This is a genomic window from Pseudomonas sp. H11T01 (genome assembly GCF_048515765.1).
Classification (GTDB): domain Bacteria; phylum Pseudomonadota; class Gammaproteobacteria; order Pseudomonadales; family Pseudomonadaceae; genus Aquipseudomonas.
The window spans coordinates 44586-62448 of sequence record NZ_JBLYED010000039.1 but is presented as its reverse complement, the minus strand read 5'-3'; the positions used below and the strand labels follow the sequence as shown (position 1 = coordinate 62448).

Sequence of the window (17863 nt, the reverse complement as noted above, 5' to 3'; positions counted from 1 at the left end):
AGAGATAGACTTTTTCGACTTTGGCGTCGGGACGCATCATGAGGTGCGGGCTCCGGAAAAGAATCGGGAGCACAGCATCGGGGATCAGGTGGCGGCTTTGAATGTGGGGTTCATGGAGCGCTTACGACACATTGACCGGCAATTACAGCTCCCCCGGTGAGCAGTCTGGCTCCGGTCCAGTACCAAGACCGGAACCCGCACCGCGCACGGTTTCGGCGATGCGGCGGCGGCAGCTCTTATAAAAAAGCCCGGACTAGCCGGGCTTTTCTCTTACTCAGGATTGTAATAAATCCGCTTCGTGATGGCGTTCCAGATCTGCTAAAACCAATGCAGAAACGTCCACCATCAAATGCGGATTGAATAGATCGTCCGCATCAGCGATCAGGCTGAATGAAACGTTCCCGCAGAGCGCTAGCATCAGCAGCCACTGCCCATCGTCTAAGGCGATAGCCCTTACGGCTTTGCGTTCGTCGGTGCTTTCGTGGAGGGCTTGCCGGATGTGGCGGCGGGTGAGGGGGTCGATGTGTAGGACTGGCATGGCGGGGCACTCCACTTAGCAAAGGCATTTATTGAGCGCCCCCTTGCAAATGGAAAATCCCGGCGCACCTTTGAGTGTAGCGCACAGACTGTTGAGCCGTGGGGAATCAGGATCGGCGACCGGCAGAGAACGACCCTAAGCTGTATTTTTAGTCCGGTGTCACGGTCTCGCTCTCGAACTCTTCTTGCCCAAAGGCAGACTCCTGTTTTTCGACAGTCGCAGGAACCGCCCTCATCTGATACATCAACTTTTCGCCAGCAGAGGTGAGAGACCAAAACTTATACATTTTACTGTCTGATGCTTGTTTGACCTGCACATCAACAATACCCAGAACCTTTAATTGTACAGAAATTGTTTGAAAGTCTTGGCCCTCTAGAGTGCTTAAGCCAGTAGGGAGGCGTTGTTTTTTTAGAAGAGCTAAGCGTAATACCTCCGATACTTTCGATTCGGTCATGCTTTTGAGAAGATAAGGAGATATGTAATAAAATATATCTTTCCAGCTAACTTTGCTTTCCCAAGCACGTTGCCGTCTAGCTTCGTTAGAAAAGTAGCTGCCGTGAACAACAAATAATTCGTCCAGTCCGGCCGGTTCAAATCCCAGGTCTATAGCAGAAGCTTCAAATTTCTCTAGTTTAGCCTTTAAGATCTCGTTTTGTTTGCGAAGCTCATTTATCTCCTGAAGCAACTCCACGCTAGCAACTGCTGATCCTCTGACCCAACCGGGCGCGGGAATGCGGGCGATGGTGGAAGTCATACTTATTGCCACATGCCCCTGCAACTCTAGGGGAGAGGTCCAGTATCGAACCAATCGCCCAGTGGAAACCCGTTCGCGAAAAGTGTTCAGTTTGGCCCGCGCGTTCTCGGTTATCTCTGAACGGTCGACTGAAAGGCTGTTAGGGCTACCATGTAAAAGCGCAACTACAGGTTTTCCTTTATCAACCGCGTAGTCGTACTCCTTTTCAGTGTAGCTAATGCCTTCTTCAGTTACAGTCCCATAACGCCCACCAATTATTAAAAGGTAGTAGTCAGAATCATCAATTACGTTTTTTATGAAGGAGAATTGCTCTTCATCTGTTGCCGGAAATAGTTCCATGCCAGCGGGGATGCAGTTCAATTCCATCAGAGTCTGAGACACCAGCTGCCGTTCTTCTCGCAGGTCGGTGTATGTAGAGCTAATAAAAACCTGATATCGCTTATCCATCGTTCCCCCCAGTTCTAATCCATTTCTGGAAGATAGCAACGTTCGTACTAGGAAGTCGAGGATATAACTACAGGATTTTTGAGCGTTCCGACTTGCCCTTCGTGGTTCAATGTAGCGGTTACGTGGACGGAGATGGCCGTCTGTTTCTGGCCGGACTGGGGCACACAGCCCTAACAGAATCTGCCCCCCTGTGCCTGCTTCGCACAGGGGGCTGTTCATTCACTGCGGGCGATCCGTCCAGTACACGCCCTTAGCATTGATCGCGGCAAACAGCTCCTTCAGGCGATCTAAATAAAAGGCCTTCGCCTCTGACTTCGCATCGTCGGGTATTGCCAGATTTTCAAGCCAGATCTTTGCCGTTTTCTGGCCGTAGTTGATTTCAAGCTCTGCGGTGCTGCTGTTTATGGTTTGCCATCTGACGGTATCCATGGCTTCGGCCTCCTAAGCGCGACCCGGTATTTCAGTGTAGGGGCGCCCAGCACGACGGAATCACGCCCTGACAGGCGGCAGGCCCGCCTTACAGACTTCATACAGGTACGAAAACCCCAAAAAAACAAAAAAGGCCTACGCCGTTAAGCGTAAGCCTTTGTTTTGTATGGTGGGCCCAGTAGGACTCGAACCTACGACCAAGGGATTATGAGTCCCCTGCTCTAACCAACTGAGCTATAGGCCCTCAGTAGGCCGCGGATTATAGCGATGGTTTCTCGGCTGTGCTATCCGAAAAATCCGAAACGCTTATACGAAGAAAGCTTGCGGCGAATTCATTGGCCGCAAGAGGTGGGCTGACGATATAGCCCTGGATCTCTTCGCAGCCTTCGGCGGCGAGGAATTCTTGCTGGGCCTGGGTCTCGACGCCCTCGGCAATGATGGTGAATTGCATGCTGCGGCCCAGTGCGATGATGGCGCGGACGATGGCCGCATCGTGGGGGTCGTCAGGCAAGCCACGGACGAAGGATTGGTCAATTTTCAGGAAGTCCAGCGGCAGACGCTTGAGGTAGCTCAGGGAAGAGTAACCGGTGCCGAAGTCGTCGATTGCCAGTTGCACGCCCAGGCGTTTGAGCTGATGCAGAACCGCAAGCGCCTCTTCGGCCTGGCTCATGATGAAGTTTTCGGTGATTTCCAGTTGCAGGAAGCCGGGCTTCAGGCGGTAATCCTTGAGCAGCTGCTCGATCCGGCCGAGTAGGTTCGGTTGACGCAATTGAGCCCCGGCCAGATTGACCGATAGTGGGCCGAAGCCGTCAAAGACTCTATTCCACTCGTACATCTGCTGGCAGGCCTGCTCCAGTACCCAATCACCAATTTGCAGAATCATGCCGTTTTCTTCCGCCAAAGGGATGAAGTGTTCGGGAGGCACGTCGCCAAAGGTTGGGTGGCGCCAGCGAATCAGGGCTTCAGCACCGACGATGCGTCGGTCTTTCAGGCTGATTTTTGGCTGGTAATAGAGGCACAGCTCATTGCGCTCGATGGCGCGGCGCAGTTCATGTTCCAGCGCTATCCGTTCGCTGGCTTGAGCCGTGAGGTCACGGGTGTAGCTTTCGACCCGGTTGCGGCCCTTGGCTTTGGATCGGTACATGGCTGCATCGGCATTTTTGACCAGCGTGGCGACGTCGCAGCCGTCCTTGGGGTAGAGGCTGGTGCCAATACTGGCACTGATGAAGAACTCGTGCTCGCCGGCCTGGAAGGGCGCACCAAAGCAATTGAGGAGCTTGTTGGCGATGTGTTCGGCGTCGCTGGCTTGCTGCAGGCCAGGAAGCAAAATGATGAATTCATCACCGCCCAGGCGGGCTACGGTGTCGATGTCACGCAGTTGCTCTTTCAAACGCACGGCAATCCCCTTGAGCAGCAGGTCGCCGACCGGGTGGCCAAGGCTGTCATTGATGTGTTTGAAACGGTCCAGATCAAGGAACAGTACCGCACCTTGTCCGCCGTTCTCTTGCTGAGTGTTTAGCGCCGTCAGCAACCGACTCTCGAACAAGGTGCGGTTGGGCAGACCGGTAAGCGGGTCGTGGTGGGCCTGGTAGTCGAGGCGCGCCTGGGCGTGCTTCAAGCTGGAGATGTCCGCGAACACCGCAACGAAGTGGGTGATGAATTTGTCCTTGTTACGTACGGCGCTGATGGTCAGCCAGCTGGGGTACAGCTCGCCGTTTTTACGTCGGTTGGAAATCTCGCCCTGCCAATGACCTTCGGCGGTCAGTTGATGCCACATGGCCGCGTAGAAGGCGCTGTCGTGCAAGCCGGAGGCGAGTAGCCTGGGAGTGTGGCCCAGGGCTTCGGTTTCGCTGTAGCCGGTGATTTCCGTGAAGGCACGGTTGACCGCACTGATGTGCTGTTGGGTGTCGGTGATCAGAACCCCTTCGGCGGTACTCTCGAACACCGTGGCGGCTTGTTGCAGTTTTTCCTGCATCAGATGGCGCTCGGTGATGTCCCGGGCGATGGTCAGCATGCAGTCCTCGCCAGCAATCGGCAGTGGGCGACTGGATAGCTCGCATAGACGGATCTGCCCGTCATTGCGGCGAATATGACAACTGAAGTCGCGTACGAAGCCGTCTCGCTGCAGCAGGTTGAGCATCTGTTTGCGTTCGTTCAGGTTAACCCAGATGCCCAATTCCAGCGTTGAGCGATCCAGGGACATTGCGCTGTTGAAGCCAGTTATGCGGCTAAAACCTTCATTGACTTCAATCAGCAAACCATCGCGCTGGCGGCTCAGCAGCAGGCCATCGGGCGATGCGTGAAAAGCTTTGGCGAATTTCTCTTCGGAAGTCTGTAGTTGTTGCTGGGTTTCCTTGAGTTGGCTGATATCGCGCACCACCACCACCAGCGCGGGGGTGGTATCGAGGTCGAACGGCTCGGCGGAGATCAAACCGGTAAACAACTGCCCGTTGTTGCGTCGAAAGGGCATTTCCAGATTGCGTATGCTGCCAGCCTGCAGACGCTGCAAAAGACCGGGGCCGACGCCCGGTATTCCCCAAATATTCAGGTTCGTGGCGGTCTGGCCGATGACTTCCTCGGCGCTCAGGCCGATCTGTTCCTCAAAGGCTCCATTGACCTCCAGCAAGCAGCCGTCCGACAGCCGTGCGATCACCAGGATGTCCGGACATTGCTGGAATACCGACGCGAACTTTTGCTCCGATAGACGCAAGGCTTCTTCCGTTCTCTTGGCTTCACTGATGTCGATCATCAAGCCGCGCAAGACGGGTTGATGGCCGTGCTCAATCAGGCTGACGATATCGCGAACCCACAGGCAGCGGCCGTCGGCGGTGATGACGCGATAGTCGAGGCTGTGATCGCGGCCGGCCATTACTTCCTTGTCGCAATAGGTCTGGGCACGCGTCAGGTCGGCGGGATGAATGATGTTGCGCCAGAAGCCCGGAATCAGCCAATGAGACAGGGGATAGCCAAGCAGATCCTCGGCATGGGGTGACACATAGCTATACGTGAAGTCGCTTATGTGGGCTTCCCACGCGATGGCGGAAAGGCTTTCTACCAGTCCACGGTAATGGTATTCGCTGCTGCGCAGCTCCTGTTCCAGCGCGACCCGGCGTGAAATTTCTGAGCTGAGTCGACGATTGATGCGGATTACAACCGCCAGCACGGCAAACAGCAGCAGCACACCCGGTAGGCCATAAAGCACTAGATCCGACCAGAACGCGCGGTGGTCGAGGACATTGCCCACCCAATGTTCCTGGATGGCGCTGATTTCTTCCGGGCTCAGATCGGCCAGGACTTTATCCAGGATGCCGACCAGGATCTTGTTGTCTTTTGGTACGGCCATCGCCAATTGATAGCGATAGGGCGTTTCACCGCTGACGTAGAGCCCATCGAGTTTGAGCTGCCGCAAACTCCAGATGCTCGAGGCGAGATCGCCCACCACGGCGTCCACCTGATCAGTAGCCAGTGCCTGCAACACTGAGCTGACATTTGGCAAAGCGACCAGATTCAGGTCGGGATGACGCGTACGCAATAACTCATGGGGTGCATAGTTCTCCACTACGGCAATTTTCAGACCGTATAACTCTTCCAGATTGTGCGGTTGTTTCCCGCCCTCGTGGGCCAGAATCACGATTGGAAAGTCCAGGTAGGGGCGGGTGAAGGACAGATAGTTTTGTCGTTCCGGTGTCGACATGATGCCTGGCAAGAGGTCGAGCTTGCCTTGTTTGGCTTGTTCCAGCACCGCTGTCCAACTGACGGGCTCAACAGGTGTGACCTTGATGCTCAGGCGTGCCTGGATCAGCCTGATGTAGTCCGCCGCCAGGCCTTGGTAGCGACCATGTTCATCGCGATACTCGAAAGGCGGCCAGGACGCATCGACACCCAGGCGCAGTTCCGGGTGAGCCGCAAGCCAGCTACGTTCTTCATCGGTGAGAGTCAGCGCGCCAGCCGTTGCGGTCCAGGTCATCAGCCACAGCAAAAGCACAGCCGGTATTCTGGGCATAACGGTCTCGTTATGGCTCGGGGGAATGTTTCGAGTGTAGACGGGCAATTCGGAGGGGGGTGAAGCGTGGGGGATTTAATCTGCAGAAAGCAAAACCCCCAGCTGGGCTGGGGGTTTTGTGATCACTCGTCGAGGAAGGAGCGCAAATGCTCGCTTCTCGTCGGGTGGCGCAGCTTGCGCAACGCCTTGGCTTCAATCTGACGAATCCGCTCGCGGGTAACGTCGAACTGTTTACCGACTTCCTCAAGGGTGTGGTCGGTATTCATGTCGATGCCGAAGCGCATGCGCAGAACCTTGGCTTCACGGGCAGTGAGGCCGGACAGTACTTCGCGAGTCGCTTCTTTAAGGCTCTCAACTGTGGCGACATCGATTGGCGACTGCATAGTCGAGTCTTCGATGAAGTCACCCAGGTGGGAGTCTTCGTCATCACCGATCGGGGTTTCCATGGAGATCGGCTCTTTAGCGATCTTCAATACCTTGCGGATTTTGTCCTCAGGCATTTCCATGCGTTCGCCCAGCTCTTCCGGGGTCGGTTCGCGACCCATTTCCTGCAGCATCTGCCGGGAAATACGGTTGAGCTTGTTGATCGTCTCGATCATGTGCACCGGAATACGGATGGTGCGGGCCTGGTCGGCGATCGAGCGAGTGATCGCCTGACGGATCCACCAGGTGGCATAAGTCGAGAATTTGTAGCCGCGACGGTATTCGAACTTATCCACCGCTTTCATCAAACCGATGTTGCCTTCCTGGATCAAGTCGAGGAACTGCAGGCCACGGTTGGTGTACTTCTTGGCGATGGAGATCACCAGACGCAAGTTCGCTTCAACCATCTCTTTCTTCGCGCGGCGGGCCTTGGCCTCACCGATCGACATGCGACGGTTGATGTCCTTGATCTCGGCAATCGTCAGACCGGTTTCGGTCTGCAATGCAGTCAGCTTCTGCTGGCAACGAACGATGTCCGGTTGCAGGCGACCAATGGCTTCAGCGTATTTGCCTTTGCCTTTGGCTAGTGCATCGCTCCAGCTTTCGTCAACTTCATTGCCCGGGAACTGGCGCAGGAAGTCAGCACGCGGCATGCGTGCATCACGAACGCAGAGCTGCATGATCGCGCGCTCTTGCTGACGCAGACGATCCAAAGCACTGCGAACACGCTCGACCAGGCCTTCGAATTGCTTCGGAACCAGTTTGATCGGCATGAACAGCTCAGCCAGAAGCACCAGCTCGGCGATTGCCAGCTTGTTGCCACGACCGTGCTTTTTCAGCGCCTTGCGAGTGACTTCCATCTGATCAGACACGGCGCCGAAACGCTGTGCAGCGATGATCGGATCCGGACCGCTTTCGACTTCTTCCTCGTCGTCAGTACTGGCTTCGGCTTCGTCGTCATCGGTTTCGTCATCCGCTTTCACGGTTTTCGGGTCGATAGGCGGCGGAACTTCGGCAGCAGGCGGCGCAATACCGTCGTCCGGGTCGATATAACCGCTCAGGACGTCGGACAGGCGGCCACCTTCGGTGGTGACGCGAGTGTACTCGGAGAGAATGTGGTCAACCGTGCCAGGGAAGTGCGCGATTGCGCCCATCACTTCACGGATGCCCTCTTCAATACGTTTGGCGATTTCGATTTCGCCTTCACGTGTGAGGAGCTCTACTGTACCCATTTCACGCATATACATGCGCACAGGGTCAGTGGTGCGGCCAATGTCGGTCTCAACCGCTGCCAGCGCTGCGGCCGCTTCTTCAGCGGCTGCCTCGTCGGTATCGGCGTCGGCCAGCATAAGGGCGTCCGCATCCGGAGCACTCTCGTGTACGGGAATCCCCATGTCATTAATCATGCGGATGATGTCTTCCACCTGTTCCGGATCTGAAATATCCTCCGGCAGGTGGTCGTTGACCTCTGCGTAAGTCAGATACTTCTGCTCACGACCAAGGGTGATCAACTCTTTGATACGAGACTGCTGTTGCGCTTTTCCGGACATAACACCCTATCCACTGAAGGTCTTGGCGGGCAAAAAACAAGCCGAGGATTATACCTGAGCTATGACCTCACGCGCCAGTTGAGGTCGGGTTTGATGCGGAAACATTGCGACTTAGGAGGTCGCGCAGCTGATTTTTCTCTTCAGCACTCAATTCACTTTGACGCGCCTTCCTGAGAAGTTGTTCCAAATTCCGCTCGCGTTGGCGAGCAGACAAGCTAGTTATAGTGTCGAAAAACTGTTGTTCAAGGTTGTCGCCCTCAATCAGCCACTCCTTTTCTGCCAGCGCTTTGAGCAGGCGCCCTTGTTCGGTGCCATGCCAGCGCGCAATCAGTTGAAATGAGTTTAGCTTAGGATTCTTTTGCACGGCTTCGAGTAGTGCTACCAACAGCTGTGTATTGGTGTGGTCCTCGGCGGCAAAGTGCCCTGCATCCTCAACTTTTTTGGCCAATTGTGGGTGATGGAGCAGTGTGCGTAGTGCCGCCAGTGTTGGTGGCTCTACGGCTGCGGGAACGCGTGGGGCGCGGGGCTGATCGCGATCGCCCTGACGCTTGCCCTTTTTGTCCCAGGGTTTGTTTTCCCATTTCTTGCCCCCGGCCCCCGGTTTTTTCGGTGTCCACTCCTGTTGAGGTGCATAGGCCTCTTGAGGTTGGTGGTAATCGGCGTAATCGGGCATGGCGTCGTAATCGATGCCAGGGTCGTAGGCGGGAGGAGCCTCTTGTGGTGCGCTGTGCACCAGTTGGCTGACTGCCTCGCTGTTGAGACCGGTGATTTCGGTGAGTCGCTGACGCATTAGCGTGCGCAGGTTGGCGCCGGGAACCTTGTCGATCAACGGTGCTGCGAGGGTAGCCATGTGGGCCTTGCCTTCGAGGGAGCGCGGATCGGACTCTTCGGTTAGCTGCTGAAAAAAATAATCGGCCAGCGGCTGTGCGTGCTGGTTAATGCGTGCGCGGAAAGCGTCGGTGCCTTCGGAGCGGACCAGGGTGTCCGGGTCTTCACCTTCGGGCAGGAATAGAAAGCGCGCCCGCCGTCCGTCCTGCAGGCTTGGCAAAGCGGCCTCCAATGCGCGCCAGGCGGCGTTGCGTCCTGCCTGATCGCCGTCAAAGCAGAACAATATGCTGGGGACGACGCGAAACAGTCGTTTCAGGTGTTCTTCGCTGGTGGCGGTGCCAAGCGTGGCAACGGCATTGCGCAAGCCTTGTTGTGCGAGAGCGATGACGTCCATGTAGCCTTCGACGACGATGATTTCGTCGAGGTTGCGATTATTTTTGCGCGCTTCAAACAGGCCGTAGAGTTCCTGGCCTTTGTGAAACACCGGGGTTTCCGGTGAGTTCAGGTATTTTGGCTTGTCGTCGCCCAGTACCCGGCCGCCGAAAGCGATGATCCGTCCGCGGCTGTCGCGGATCGGAAACATGACGCGATCGCGGAAGCGGTCGTAGCGTTTGCCGGTTTCGGCATTTTCGACCAGCAGGCCGGCATCGATCATGGCTTTCTGTTGCAGTGTGTCGCTGCTCAGATGCTTGAACAGATTGTCCCAGCCGGGCGGCGCGAAACCGAGGCCAAAGTCCCGGGCAATTTCACCGGTCAGACCGCGGCCCTTGAGGTAATCGACTGCGGCTTTACGCGCGGGGTGGCTTTTCAGCGCCTGGCGATAGAAGTCGGCAGCGGCGGTGAGTAGCGGGTAGAGCGGTGAGTCGGTCGGTTGCCGGGGTTTGTGCGGTCGGCCACTTTCCTCTCGGGGTATTTCCATGCCGGCGGCTTTGGCCAGTTCTTCGACGGCCTGGGGGAAGTCCAGGTTGTCGTGGTCCATGATGAAGCCGAGGGCATTGCCGCCAGCGCCGCAGCCGAAGCAGTAGTAGAACTGTTTGTCAGGGCTGACGCTGAAGGAAGGGGTTTTTTCTTTGTGGAACGGGCAGCAGGCAGTGTAATTCTTGCCGGCTTTTTTCATTTGCAGGCGCGAGCTGACCACGTCGACGATGTCGGTGCGGTTCAGAAGGTCGTCAATAAAGCTCTGGGGAATTAGCCCGGCCATGGCGTTCTCGTCATCACTGCGCGGAAATTAAACCAACGCGAACGGCGGTCGAAGTCTGGTCATTGTTTTGAGGCGCAACGGTATGCGGCTCGACCGGATGTCGTCTGCGTGATCGCTGTCGGGAAGTGTATCTGCCGAAAATCCACTGACGTTAGTTCCTATCAGTATTCGACTATTTTGAAAGTGTTGCTCTGAGTCCGGCAACGGCCAATGGCAGGCCTCGGATAGCTCATAAGCGGGCACAGAAGATCGTGCCTTGGGCTGATCGTCTGTTGAGGAATCAGTAAGGTGTGCTCGTCAGTAGCCTTGTAAGGCTCGTCAGAAAAGACGTGCACCGCTGGCAGAAGAGCCAGGTCTGACGTTATGAAGCATATTTGTCTCGGTCGCATCGGCGGCTTTGACGGTGAGGCATGAAACGATATACGCAAATGCCAATAGCCCGGCTGAGGGCCGGGCTTGGCAGAAGCTTGCTACGAACGTCTGCGTATTAGTACAGACGGACGGCGCGGCGCTGCTCGCGCTGAACTTTCTTCGCATGACGCTTAACAGCGGCTGCTGCTTTACGCTTACGCTCAGAAGTCGGCTTCTCGTAAAATTCGCGGCTACGAACTTCAGCCAGAACACCGGCTTTTTCGCAGGAGCGCTTGAAACGACGCAGAGCTACGTCGAAGGGTTCGTTCTCTTTAACTTTGACGGCTGGCATCCAGAGCTACCTTCATTCATTACCGGGGTCAACATCCTCGCGGCAAAAATGCACTTGAAGACGTCGGTTTTTAAGGGTTGCGGATGTTAACCCCTCATCGCTCGGAATGCAAAGCCTCTGATCGAAAACAGCTGGTAGGGGCAGGAAGTGACGACTATTATGCGCGCCTTCGAATTTAGCCTCTACAAGGCGCAAACCCATGCTAGTACTGGGATTAGAAACCTCCTGCGACGAAACTGGTGTCGCACTTTACGACAGTGAGCGTGGCCTGCTGGCCGACGCGCTGTTTAGCCAAATTGACCTGCATCGTGCCTACGGTGGCGTGGTGCCGGAGCTGGCTTCGCGTGATCACGTCAAGCGCATGCTGCCCTTGATTCGTCAGGTCCTGGCAGAGGCTGATTGTGTGCCTACCGAGATCGATGCCATCGCCTACACCGCGGGTCCCGGGCTTGTCGGGGCATTGCTGGTCGGCGCCTCATGTGCGCAGGCGCTAGCGTTTGCCTGGGGCATTCCGGCCCTTGGCGTGCATCACATGGAGGGTCATTTGCTGGCGCCGATGCTGGAGGAAAACCCTCCGGAGTTTCCGTTCGTCGCTTTGTTGGTTTCTGGCGGGCATACCCAGCTGGTTCGGGTCGACGGGATCGGCCAATACGCACTGTTGGGCGAGACGCTCGATGATGCCGCCGGTGAGGCTTTCGACAAGACGGCGAAGATGATGGGTCTGAATTATCCAGGTGGGCCGGAAATTGCTCGGCTGGCGGCGCAAGGCGTTGCCGGACGTTTCGTCTTCCCTCGTCCGATGTGTGATCGCCCGGGTCTGGATTTCAGCTTCAGTGGCTTGAAAACCTTTGCGTTGAACACGTGGCAGCAGTGTGTCAGCGCTGGGGACGACAGTGAGCAAACCCGTTGCGACATCTCGCTGGCCTTCCAGCAGGCAGTGGTGGAAACTTTGACCATCAAGTGCAAACGAGCCTTGAAGCAGGCTGGCCTCAAGCGTCTGGTTATCGCTGGTGGCGTGAGTGCCAACAAGGCACTGCGGGTTTCACTGGAGAAAATGCTCGGTGACATGAAAGGCGACGTTTACTACGCACGTCCGGAGTTCTGCACTGATAACGGCGCGATGATCGCTTTTGCCGGTTGTCAGCGTTTGCAGGTCGGGCAGTGCGAAAGCCTGGCAATCAGCGTGCAGGCACGCTGGCCAATGGAGCAATTGTCGCCGCTGTAAGCAGGTGTCATGTTGAGAGCTGCCAATGAACCGGAGTCGCTCTCATCATCAGGATTTAAAAATGCCGTTCGCGCCCGGCAAACAGGTCGCGTAGATTGCCGCGATGGCGCCAGACGATCAGCGCCGTGAGTGCGCTCATGGGCAGCAATGCGGCGGGTTCTAGCCAGGCAAGCAGTGGCAGGGTCAGCGGTGTGGCGATCAAGGCGGCCAGCGAGCTGGTACGGGTGAGGTAGAAGGTCAGCAGCCAGGCGCAGAGAGCCAGGAGTGCCGCGGGCGGGTACAGCCCTAGCAGCATCCCGGCAGCGGTGGCGACGCCTTTGCCGCCGCGAAAGCGGAAGTACAGCGGGAACAGGTGACCGATGACGGCGCATAAACCGATCCAGGCCTGTTGCTGCAGTGATAACCCTGCGAGGCTGGCGATCAGTACTGGCAACAAGCCTTTGCAAAGGTCGCCGAGCAAGGTCAGCACGGCCAGTTTTTTGCCGGCCAGGCGCAGCATGTTGGTTGCGCCGGCATTACCCGAGCCACTCATTCGCGGATCGGGGGTACCGGTCAGGCGGCTGAGCAAAATGGCAAAGGACAGAGAGCCAAGCAGGTAGGCGAGGATCGCCAGTAACCAAAACATGCTAACTATTCCGGGCGAGGACGCCCTGATTCTAACGGCGCATTGCGCCCTTGTCGTGCTGCGGAGAAGAGTGCTTGGACAGAGTGTTTATCGAGGGCCTGGAAGTCGACACGGTGATTGGTGCCTACGACTGGGAGCGAGGCATCCGACAGTGCCTGCGTCTTGATCTGAGCTTCGCCTGGGATAATCGCCCGGCCGCTGCGGGTGACGACCTGACCCTGGCGCTGGATTATGCCAGCGTGTCTTCGCGCATTCAGGCGTTTGCCGAGCAGGCGCAGTTCCAGCTTGTAGAAACTTTCGCCGAGCGTCTGGCTGAAGTTCTGATGAGCGAGTTTCATATTCCCTGGCTGCACCTCAAGCTGACCAAGCCGGGTGCAGTCGCCGCCGCCACGGGTGTGGGCGTGGAGATCGAGCGCGGATGTCGCTAACTCAGGTATTTCTAGGTCTCGGTAGCAATATCGAGCGCGAATCCCATTTGCAGGCGGGACTGGATGCTCTGGCCGGTTTTCTGGTGGATGTGCGCTGTTCGGCCGTGTTTGAAAGTCAGCCGGTGGGCATCAAAAGCGGTCCGTTCTTCAATTTGGTGGTGTCGGCTTTTACCGATCTACCACTGATGGAGCTGGATCGCCGACTGAAATTCATCGAGGCGGATAACGGTCGTTATGCTCCGGATCGCAAGGGCTTGCCGCTGGACATCGACGTGCTGCTCTATGGCGATTGGGTGGGCAATTTTGACGGTTTGATCCTGCCGCGCACAGAGATCCTGAAAAATGCGTTTGTGCTGTGGCCACTGTCGTTGATGGCGCCGGACAGGGTGCATCCGGGCGTAGGTAAGAGCTTTGCAGTTCTGTGGAGTGAGGCGCAAATTGATCAAGTGTTGGCGCCGGTGGCATTTGAATGGCGCGGCGTGCCGTTGACCCCTTCCAGTCTGCTCTGACCTTTTCGCGGGCAAGAACCAGGCGTCCCGGTTCTTGCCCGCGATGCTTTTCAAGTAGACGCCACCTCTTTGTAAGCCTTCAGCGCCTCAAGCCGTTCGCGTTTCAATGCCTCCCCCAGTTCAGGTCCTTTGAACCCTTGCTCCAGCAGTGGTTGTACGGCCACTGTCCGCGCAGCTATCGCTGCGCCTCTCAAATACTCAGCCTGTGGGTAACTTCTTTGCTCGAAGCCTTTGCGGCCTCGGGCGTCCATCTCGCAGGCGACGATAAACTCTTCAAAACGCTGCGGCCGTCGATAGACATCAAAACTTTGTAGCAACTCCAGTAATGTCGAAGGCTTCAGCTCGAGGGCGCGATGACCATGTGTATGGTATTCGCCGACCAGCAGAGCCAGTTCCTGGCAGTCTCTTGGCGCTTTGAAACGTTCGTTCACCGCCTTGATCAGGCGCAATCCCTTGTGTTCGTGGGCAATGTGTTTCGGCCACTGACTTTCAGGTGTCAGCCCTTTTCCAAGATCATGCAGCAGGCAGGCCCAGCGCACCGTCAGTGGTTGAGCGTGCATGGCAGCCTGTTCGAGGACGCTCAGGGTGTGCACGCCGCTGTCGATTTCCGGGTGGTGAGCTTCAGGCTGCGGCACGCCGAACAGCGCATCCACTTCGGGAAGCAATACCTTCAACGCACCACAGTCGCGTAGTACTTGAATGAACACCTGAGGCTGATTTTCCATCAGTGCGCGGGATATTTCTTTCCAGCTGCGCTCTGCCGTCAACGCCTCAAGCTCACCTGATTCGCTGAGCTGGCGCATCAATTCCAGGGTTTCGGGGGCGACCCTGAAGCCGAGGTCGGCGTAGCGTGCAGCAAAGCGCGCCACGCGCAGGACTCGGAGAGGATCTTCGGCGAATGCGGGCGAAACGTGACGAAGTACGCGGTCATCAAGATCGCGCTGGCCGTGATATGGATCGGTTAGAACGCCGTGGTCATCTTCAGCCATGGCGTTGATCGTCAGGTCGCGGCGGATCAGGTCTTCTTCGAGCGTAACTTCGGGGCTTGCGTAGAAAATGAAGCCGCCATAGCCGTGGCCGCTTTTGCGTTCGGTTCGGGCGAGGGCGTATTCCTCGCCGCTCTGCGGGTGCAGAAATACCGGGAAGTCGGCGCCTACCGGACGAAACCCTTTGGCGAGCATTTCTTTTGTGGTGGCACCTACCACGACCCAGTCGATATCGGTGACAGGCTTGCCCAGCAAGCGATCGCGCACCGCGCCGCCGACTTTATAAATCTGCATAAAAAACCTCCGTTAGCTCGACAGGATAACCCTAGCGTCGACCTTTCGGAGGCTTTAGGTGGAATCAAAGGTGGATGACGGCCAGGTCCAGTCGGCCGTAATCGCCCTCGTTATGTTCGCCCCTTGGCGGTACGTGGTGGGTTTTCATCACTTGGTCGCCTTGCAGGGTTTCCAGGTGAATATCGAAGCCCCAGAGCCGGTGCAGGTGCTTGAGCACTTCGTCGGTGGATTCTCCCAGTGGTTTGCGGTCGTGTTGCTGGTGACGCAAGGTCAGTGAGCGGTCTCCACGCCGGTCGATGCTGTAGATCTGTATGTTGGGTTCGCGATTACCCAGGTTGTATTGCGCCGCCAGGGTTTCGCGAATGGTTCGATAGCCGTCTTCGTCATGTATCGCAGGAACCAGCAAATCTTCCTTCTGGTCGTCATCGAGGATGCTGAACAGCTTCAGATCGCGGATCACCTTAGGTGACAGGTACTGCAGGATGAAGCTCTCGTCCTTGAAGCTGCTCATGGCGAATTTGATGCTGGACAGCCAGTCGGTACCGGCGATTTCCGGGAACCAGCGGCGATCCTCCTCGGTGGGCGTTTCGCACATCCGCCGGATATCGCGGTACATGGCAAAACCCAGGGTGTAGGGGTTGATCCCGTTGTAATAGGGACTGTCGAAGCCAGGCTGAAAGACCACGCTGGTATGGGAGGTCAGGAACTCCATCATGAAGCCATCAGTCACCAGGCCCTCGTCATACAGGTCGTTCATCAGGGTGTAGTGCCAGAAGGTGGCCCAGCCCTCGTTCATCACTTGGGTCTGGCGTTGGGGGTAAAAGTACTGCGCGATCTTGCGCACGATACGCACGATTTCCCGCTGCCACGGCTCCAGTAATGGCGCGTGTTTTTCGATGAAATAGAGGATGTTTTCCTGAGGTTCGGCGGGGAAGCGCGCATTATCCTTGTCGCTGTATTTGTCTGCGCCTTTGGGAATAGTCCGCCAGAGGTCGTTGATCTGCTTTTGCAAATGCTCTTCCCGGTCTTTCTGCCGGCGCCGTTCTTCCTCCGCAGAGATCGGATACGGGCGTTTGTAGCGGTCGACGCCGTAGTTCATCAGGGCGTGGCAGGAGTCCAGCAGGTCTTCAACCGCATCGATGCCATGGCGCTCTTCGCATTGCATGATGTACTGCTTGGCGAACACCAGGTAATCGATGATTGAGCTGGCATCCGTCCAGGTGCGGAACAGGTAATTGCCTTTGAAGAAGCTGTTATGGCCATAGCAAGCGTGGGCAACCACCAGCGCCTGCATGCAGATGGTGTTTTCCTCCATCAGATAAGCGATGCACGGGTCCGAGTTGATCACGATTTCGTAGGCCAGCCCCATCTGGCCGCGAGTGTAGGACTTTTCGGTGCTGAGGAAGTGCTTGCCATAGGACCAATGGTGATAGCCCAGTGGCATGCCCACAGAGGCGTAGGCATCCATCATTTGTTCGGCAGTGATCACTTCGATCTGGTTGGGATAGGTATCCAGGGCATAACGAGCCGCGATACGGCTGATTTCGCGGTCGTAGGCCTGGATCAGCTCAAACGTCCATTCTGAGCCGGTGGATATGGGTAGACGCTTCTGCTCTCTGGCGGTCATGTCACTAACCTGCGCTGGAAGAGTTCACGGAAGACCGGGTAGATATCTCCGGCCGAGACCAATTGTTGCTGGGCAAAGGTTTCGGAAAAGGCCTCGGCGATTCGTTCGTACTCGAACCACAGAGCCTGATGTTCGCGCGGGGTAATCTCCACATAAGTGTAGTACTGCACAAATGGCATGATCTGGTTGATCAGGATGTCGCGGCAGATCGGTGAGTCATCGTTCCAGTTGTCGCCATCGGAAGCCTGTGCCGCGTAGATGTTCCATTCATTGCTTGGGTAGCGTTCGGCCATGATCTCCTGCATCAGTTTCAAGGCGCTGGAAACGATGGTGCCGCCCGTTTCGCGGGAATAGAAAAACTCTTCTTCGTCAACTTCCCGGGCGCTGGTGTGGTGGCGGATGAACACCACATCGATTTTCTCGTAATTACGCTTGAGGAACAGGTACAGCAGGATGAAGAAGCGTTTGGCGATGTCCTTGGTCGCCTGGGTCATGGAGCCTGAGACGTCCATCAGGCAAAACATCACGGCTTTTGAGCTGGGGTTGGGCTGTTTGATCAGCAGGTTGTACTTGAGGTCAAAGGTGTCAAGAAATGGTATGCGATTGATACGGGCGCTAAGACGCTCGATTTCCGCCTCCATTTCCTGAATATCGCCGAAGTTGTCCGGCTCTTCGCGTCTAAGTCGCTCCAGCTCGTCTTTCGCCTCACGCAGTTTTGCCCGACTGCTGCCGGACAGTGCGATTCGTCGGGCATGGGCCGAACGCAGGGTACGGATGATGTTGATCCGCGAAGGATTGCCTTCATTGCTGATGCCGGCACGGACGGTTTTAAACGTGTCAGTCCCGGTCAGGTTGCGTTTGACCAGGTTGGGCAGCTCCAGATCTTCGAACATGAATTCGAGAAACTCTTCCTGAGTGATCTGGAAGACGAATTCATCCATGCCTTCGCCGGAGTTGCCGGCCTTGCCCGGACCCCTGCCACCACCGCCGCCGGGTGGACGAGGAATATGTTCGCCGCTGGTGAACTCTTTGTTTCCAGGGTGAACCACGGTCTGCTTGCCGCCGCGACCATGATGAAGCACCGGCTCGTCGATATCGCGGCCGGGAATGCTGATTTGTTCGCCGTGCTCCATGTCAGTGATGGAGCGACGGCTGACGGCTTCTTCAACAGCTTTCTTGATGTGATCACGGTAGCGCCGCAGAAAACGTTGGCGGTTAACCGTGCTCTTGTTCTTGCCATTGAGACGTCGGTCGATCACATAGCTCATGACTGCTCCTTAGAAGCTGTCTTGA

Annotated in this window: 14 protein-coding genes and 1 tRNA gene; 3 read left to right on the top strand and 12 right to left on the bottom strand. The window is 56.5% G+C overall.

The window, feature by feature from the left end:
- Nucleotides 1-274: 274 nt before the first annotated feature.
- From ACN1C3_RS31055 to rpsU, 8 genes are all read right to left on the bottom strand, one after another.
- Nucleotides 275-538, bottom strand: a complete 264-nt coding sequence (locus tag ACN1C3_RS31055) for a hypothetical protein (RefSeq protein WP_419119546.1) — start codon at nt 536-538, stop codon at nt 275-277.
- 148 nt (nt 539-686) lie between these two features.
- Complete coding sequence (locus tag ACN1C3_RS31050; protein ID WP_419119545.1) at nt 687-1739, bottom strand: DUF4062 domain-containing protein; 1053 nt, start codon at nt 1737-1739, stop codon at nt 687-689.
- 219 nt (nt 1740-1958) lie between these two features.
- On the bottom strand, nt 1959-2168 hold the full coding sequence (locus tag ACN1C3_RS31045; protein WP_419119544.1) for a hypothetical protein: 210 nt from the start codon (nt 2166-2168) through the stop codon (nt 1959-1961).
- 167 nt (nt 2169-2335) lie between these two features.
- Nucleotides 2336-2412, bottom strand: a tRNA-Ile gene (locus tag ACN1C3_RS31040).
- A gap of 15 nt (nt 2413-2427) precedes the next feature.
- Entirely contained in the window at nt 2428-6171 is a 3744-nt protein-coding gene (locus ACN1C3_RS31035; RefSeq protein WP_419119543.1) for an EAL domain-containing protein, read from the bottom strand.
- 122 nt (nt 6172-6293) lie between these two features.
- A complete protein-coding gene (gene rpoD / locus ACN1C3_RS31030) occupies nt 6294-8144 on the bottom strand; it encodes an RNA polymerase sigma factor RpoD (RefSeq protein WP_419119542.1) in 1851 nt (616 codons plus the stop codon).
- A 67-nt stretch (nt 8145-8211) separates the two neighbouring features.
- Nucleotides 8212-10173: a DNA primase gene (gene dnaG, locus ACN1C3_RS31025; protein WP_419119541.1), complete on the bottom strand. Its 1962-nt coding sequence runs from the start codon at nt 10171-10173 to the stop codon at nt 8212-8214.
- A 487-nt stretch (nt 10174-10660) separates the two neighbouring features.
- On the bottom strand, nt 10661-10876 hold the full coding sequence (gene rpsU / locus ACN1C3_RS31020; RefSeq protein ID WP_002551877.1) for a 30S ribosomal protein S21: 216 nt from the start codon (nt 10874-10876) through the stop codon (nt 10661-10663).
- A 199-nt stretch (nt 10877-11075) separates the two neighbouring features.
- Between rpsU and tsaD the strand changes: the two genes are divergently transcribed.
- Nucleotides 11076-12101: a tRNA (adenosine(37)-N6)-threonylcarbamoyltransferase complex transferase subunit TsaD gene (gene tsaD, locus ACN1C3_RS31015; RefSeq protein ID WP_419119540.1), complete on the top strand. Its 1026-nt coding sequence runs from the start codon at nt 11076-11078 to the stop codon at nt 12099-12101.
- Between the two features lie 55 nt (nt 12102-12156).
- Here tsaD and plsY read toward each other — a convergent pair whose 3' ends face one another.
- On the bottom strand, nt 12157-12726 hold the full coding sequence (plsY, locus tag ACN1C3_RS31010) for a glycerol-3-phosphate 1-O-acyltransferase PlsY (RefSeq protein WP_419119539.1): 570 nt from the start codon (nt 12724-12726) through the stop codon (nt 12157-12159).
- Nucleotides 12727-12800: 74 nt separating this feature from the next.
- On the opposite strand from plsY, the gene folB reads away from it, so the two are divergent.
- Together folB and folK are read left to right on the top strand one after the other, a co-directional pair.
- A complete protein-coding gene (gene folB, locus ACN1C3_RS31005; RefSeq protein ID WP_150803102.1) occupies nt 12801-13154 on the top strand; it encodes a dihydroneopterin aldolase in 354 nt (117 codons plus the stop codon).
- Entirely contained in the window at nt 13145-13663 is a 519-nt protein-coding gene (gene folK / locus ACN1C3_RS31000; protein ID WP_419119537.1) for a 2-amino-4-hydroxy-6-hydroxymethyldihydropteridine diphosphokinase, read from the top strand. Before folB ends, folK begins: the two co-directional genes overlap by 10 nt.
- A 50-nt stretch (nt 13664-13713) precedes the next feature.
- On the opposite strand, the gene ACN1C3_RS30995 is transcribed toward folK, so the two are convergent.
- From ACN1C3_RS30995 to ACN1C3_RS30985, 3 genes are all read right to left on the bottom strand, one after another.
- Nucleotides 13714-14943 carry a multifunctional CCA addition/repair protein gene (locus ACN1C3_RS30995; RefSeq protein WP_419119536.1) on the bottom strand — a complete coding sequence of 410 codons (1230 nt, stop codon included), beginning with the start codon at nt 14941-14943 and terminating at the stop codon, nt 13714-13716.
- Nucleotides 14944-15007: 64 nt separating this feature from the next.
- Nucleotides 15008-16570: a SpoVR family protein gene (locus ACN1C3_RS30990; protein ID WP_419119535.1), complete on the bottom strand. Its 1563-nt coding sequence runs from the start codon at nt 16568-16570 to the stop codon at nt 15008-15010.
- Complete coding sequence (locus ACN1C3_RS30985; protein ID WP_419119534.1) at nt 16567-17838, bottom strand: YeaH/YhbH family protein; 1272 nt, start codon at nt 17836-17838, stop codon at nt 16567-16569. The genes ACN1C3_RS30990 and ACN1C3_RS30985 overlap by 4 nt, the downstream gene beginning before the upstream one ends.
- Nucleotides 17839-17863: the final 25 nt, after the last annotated feature.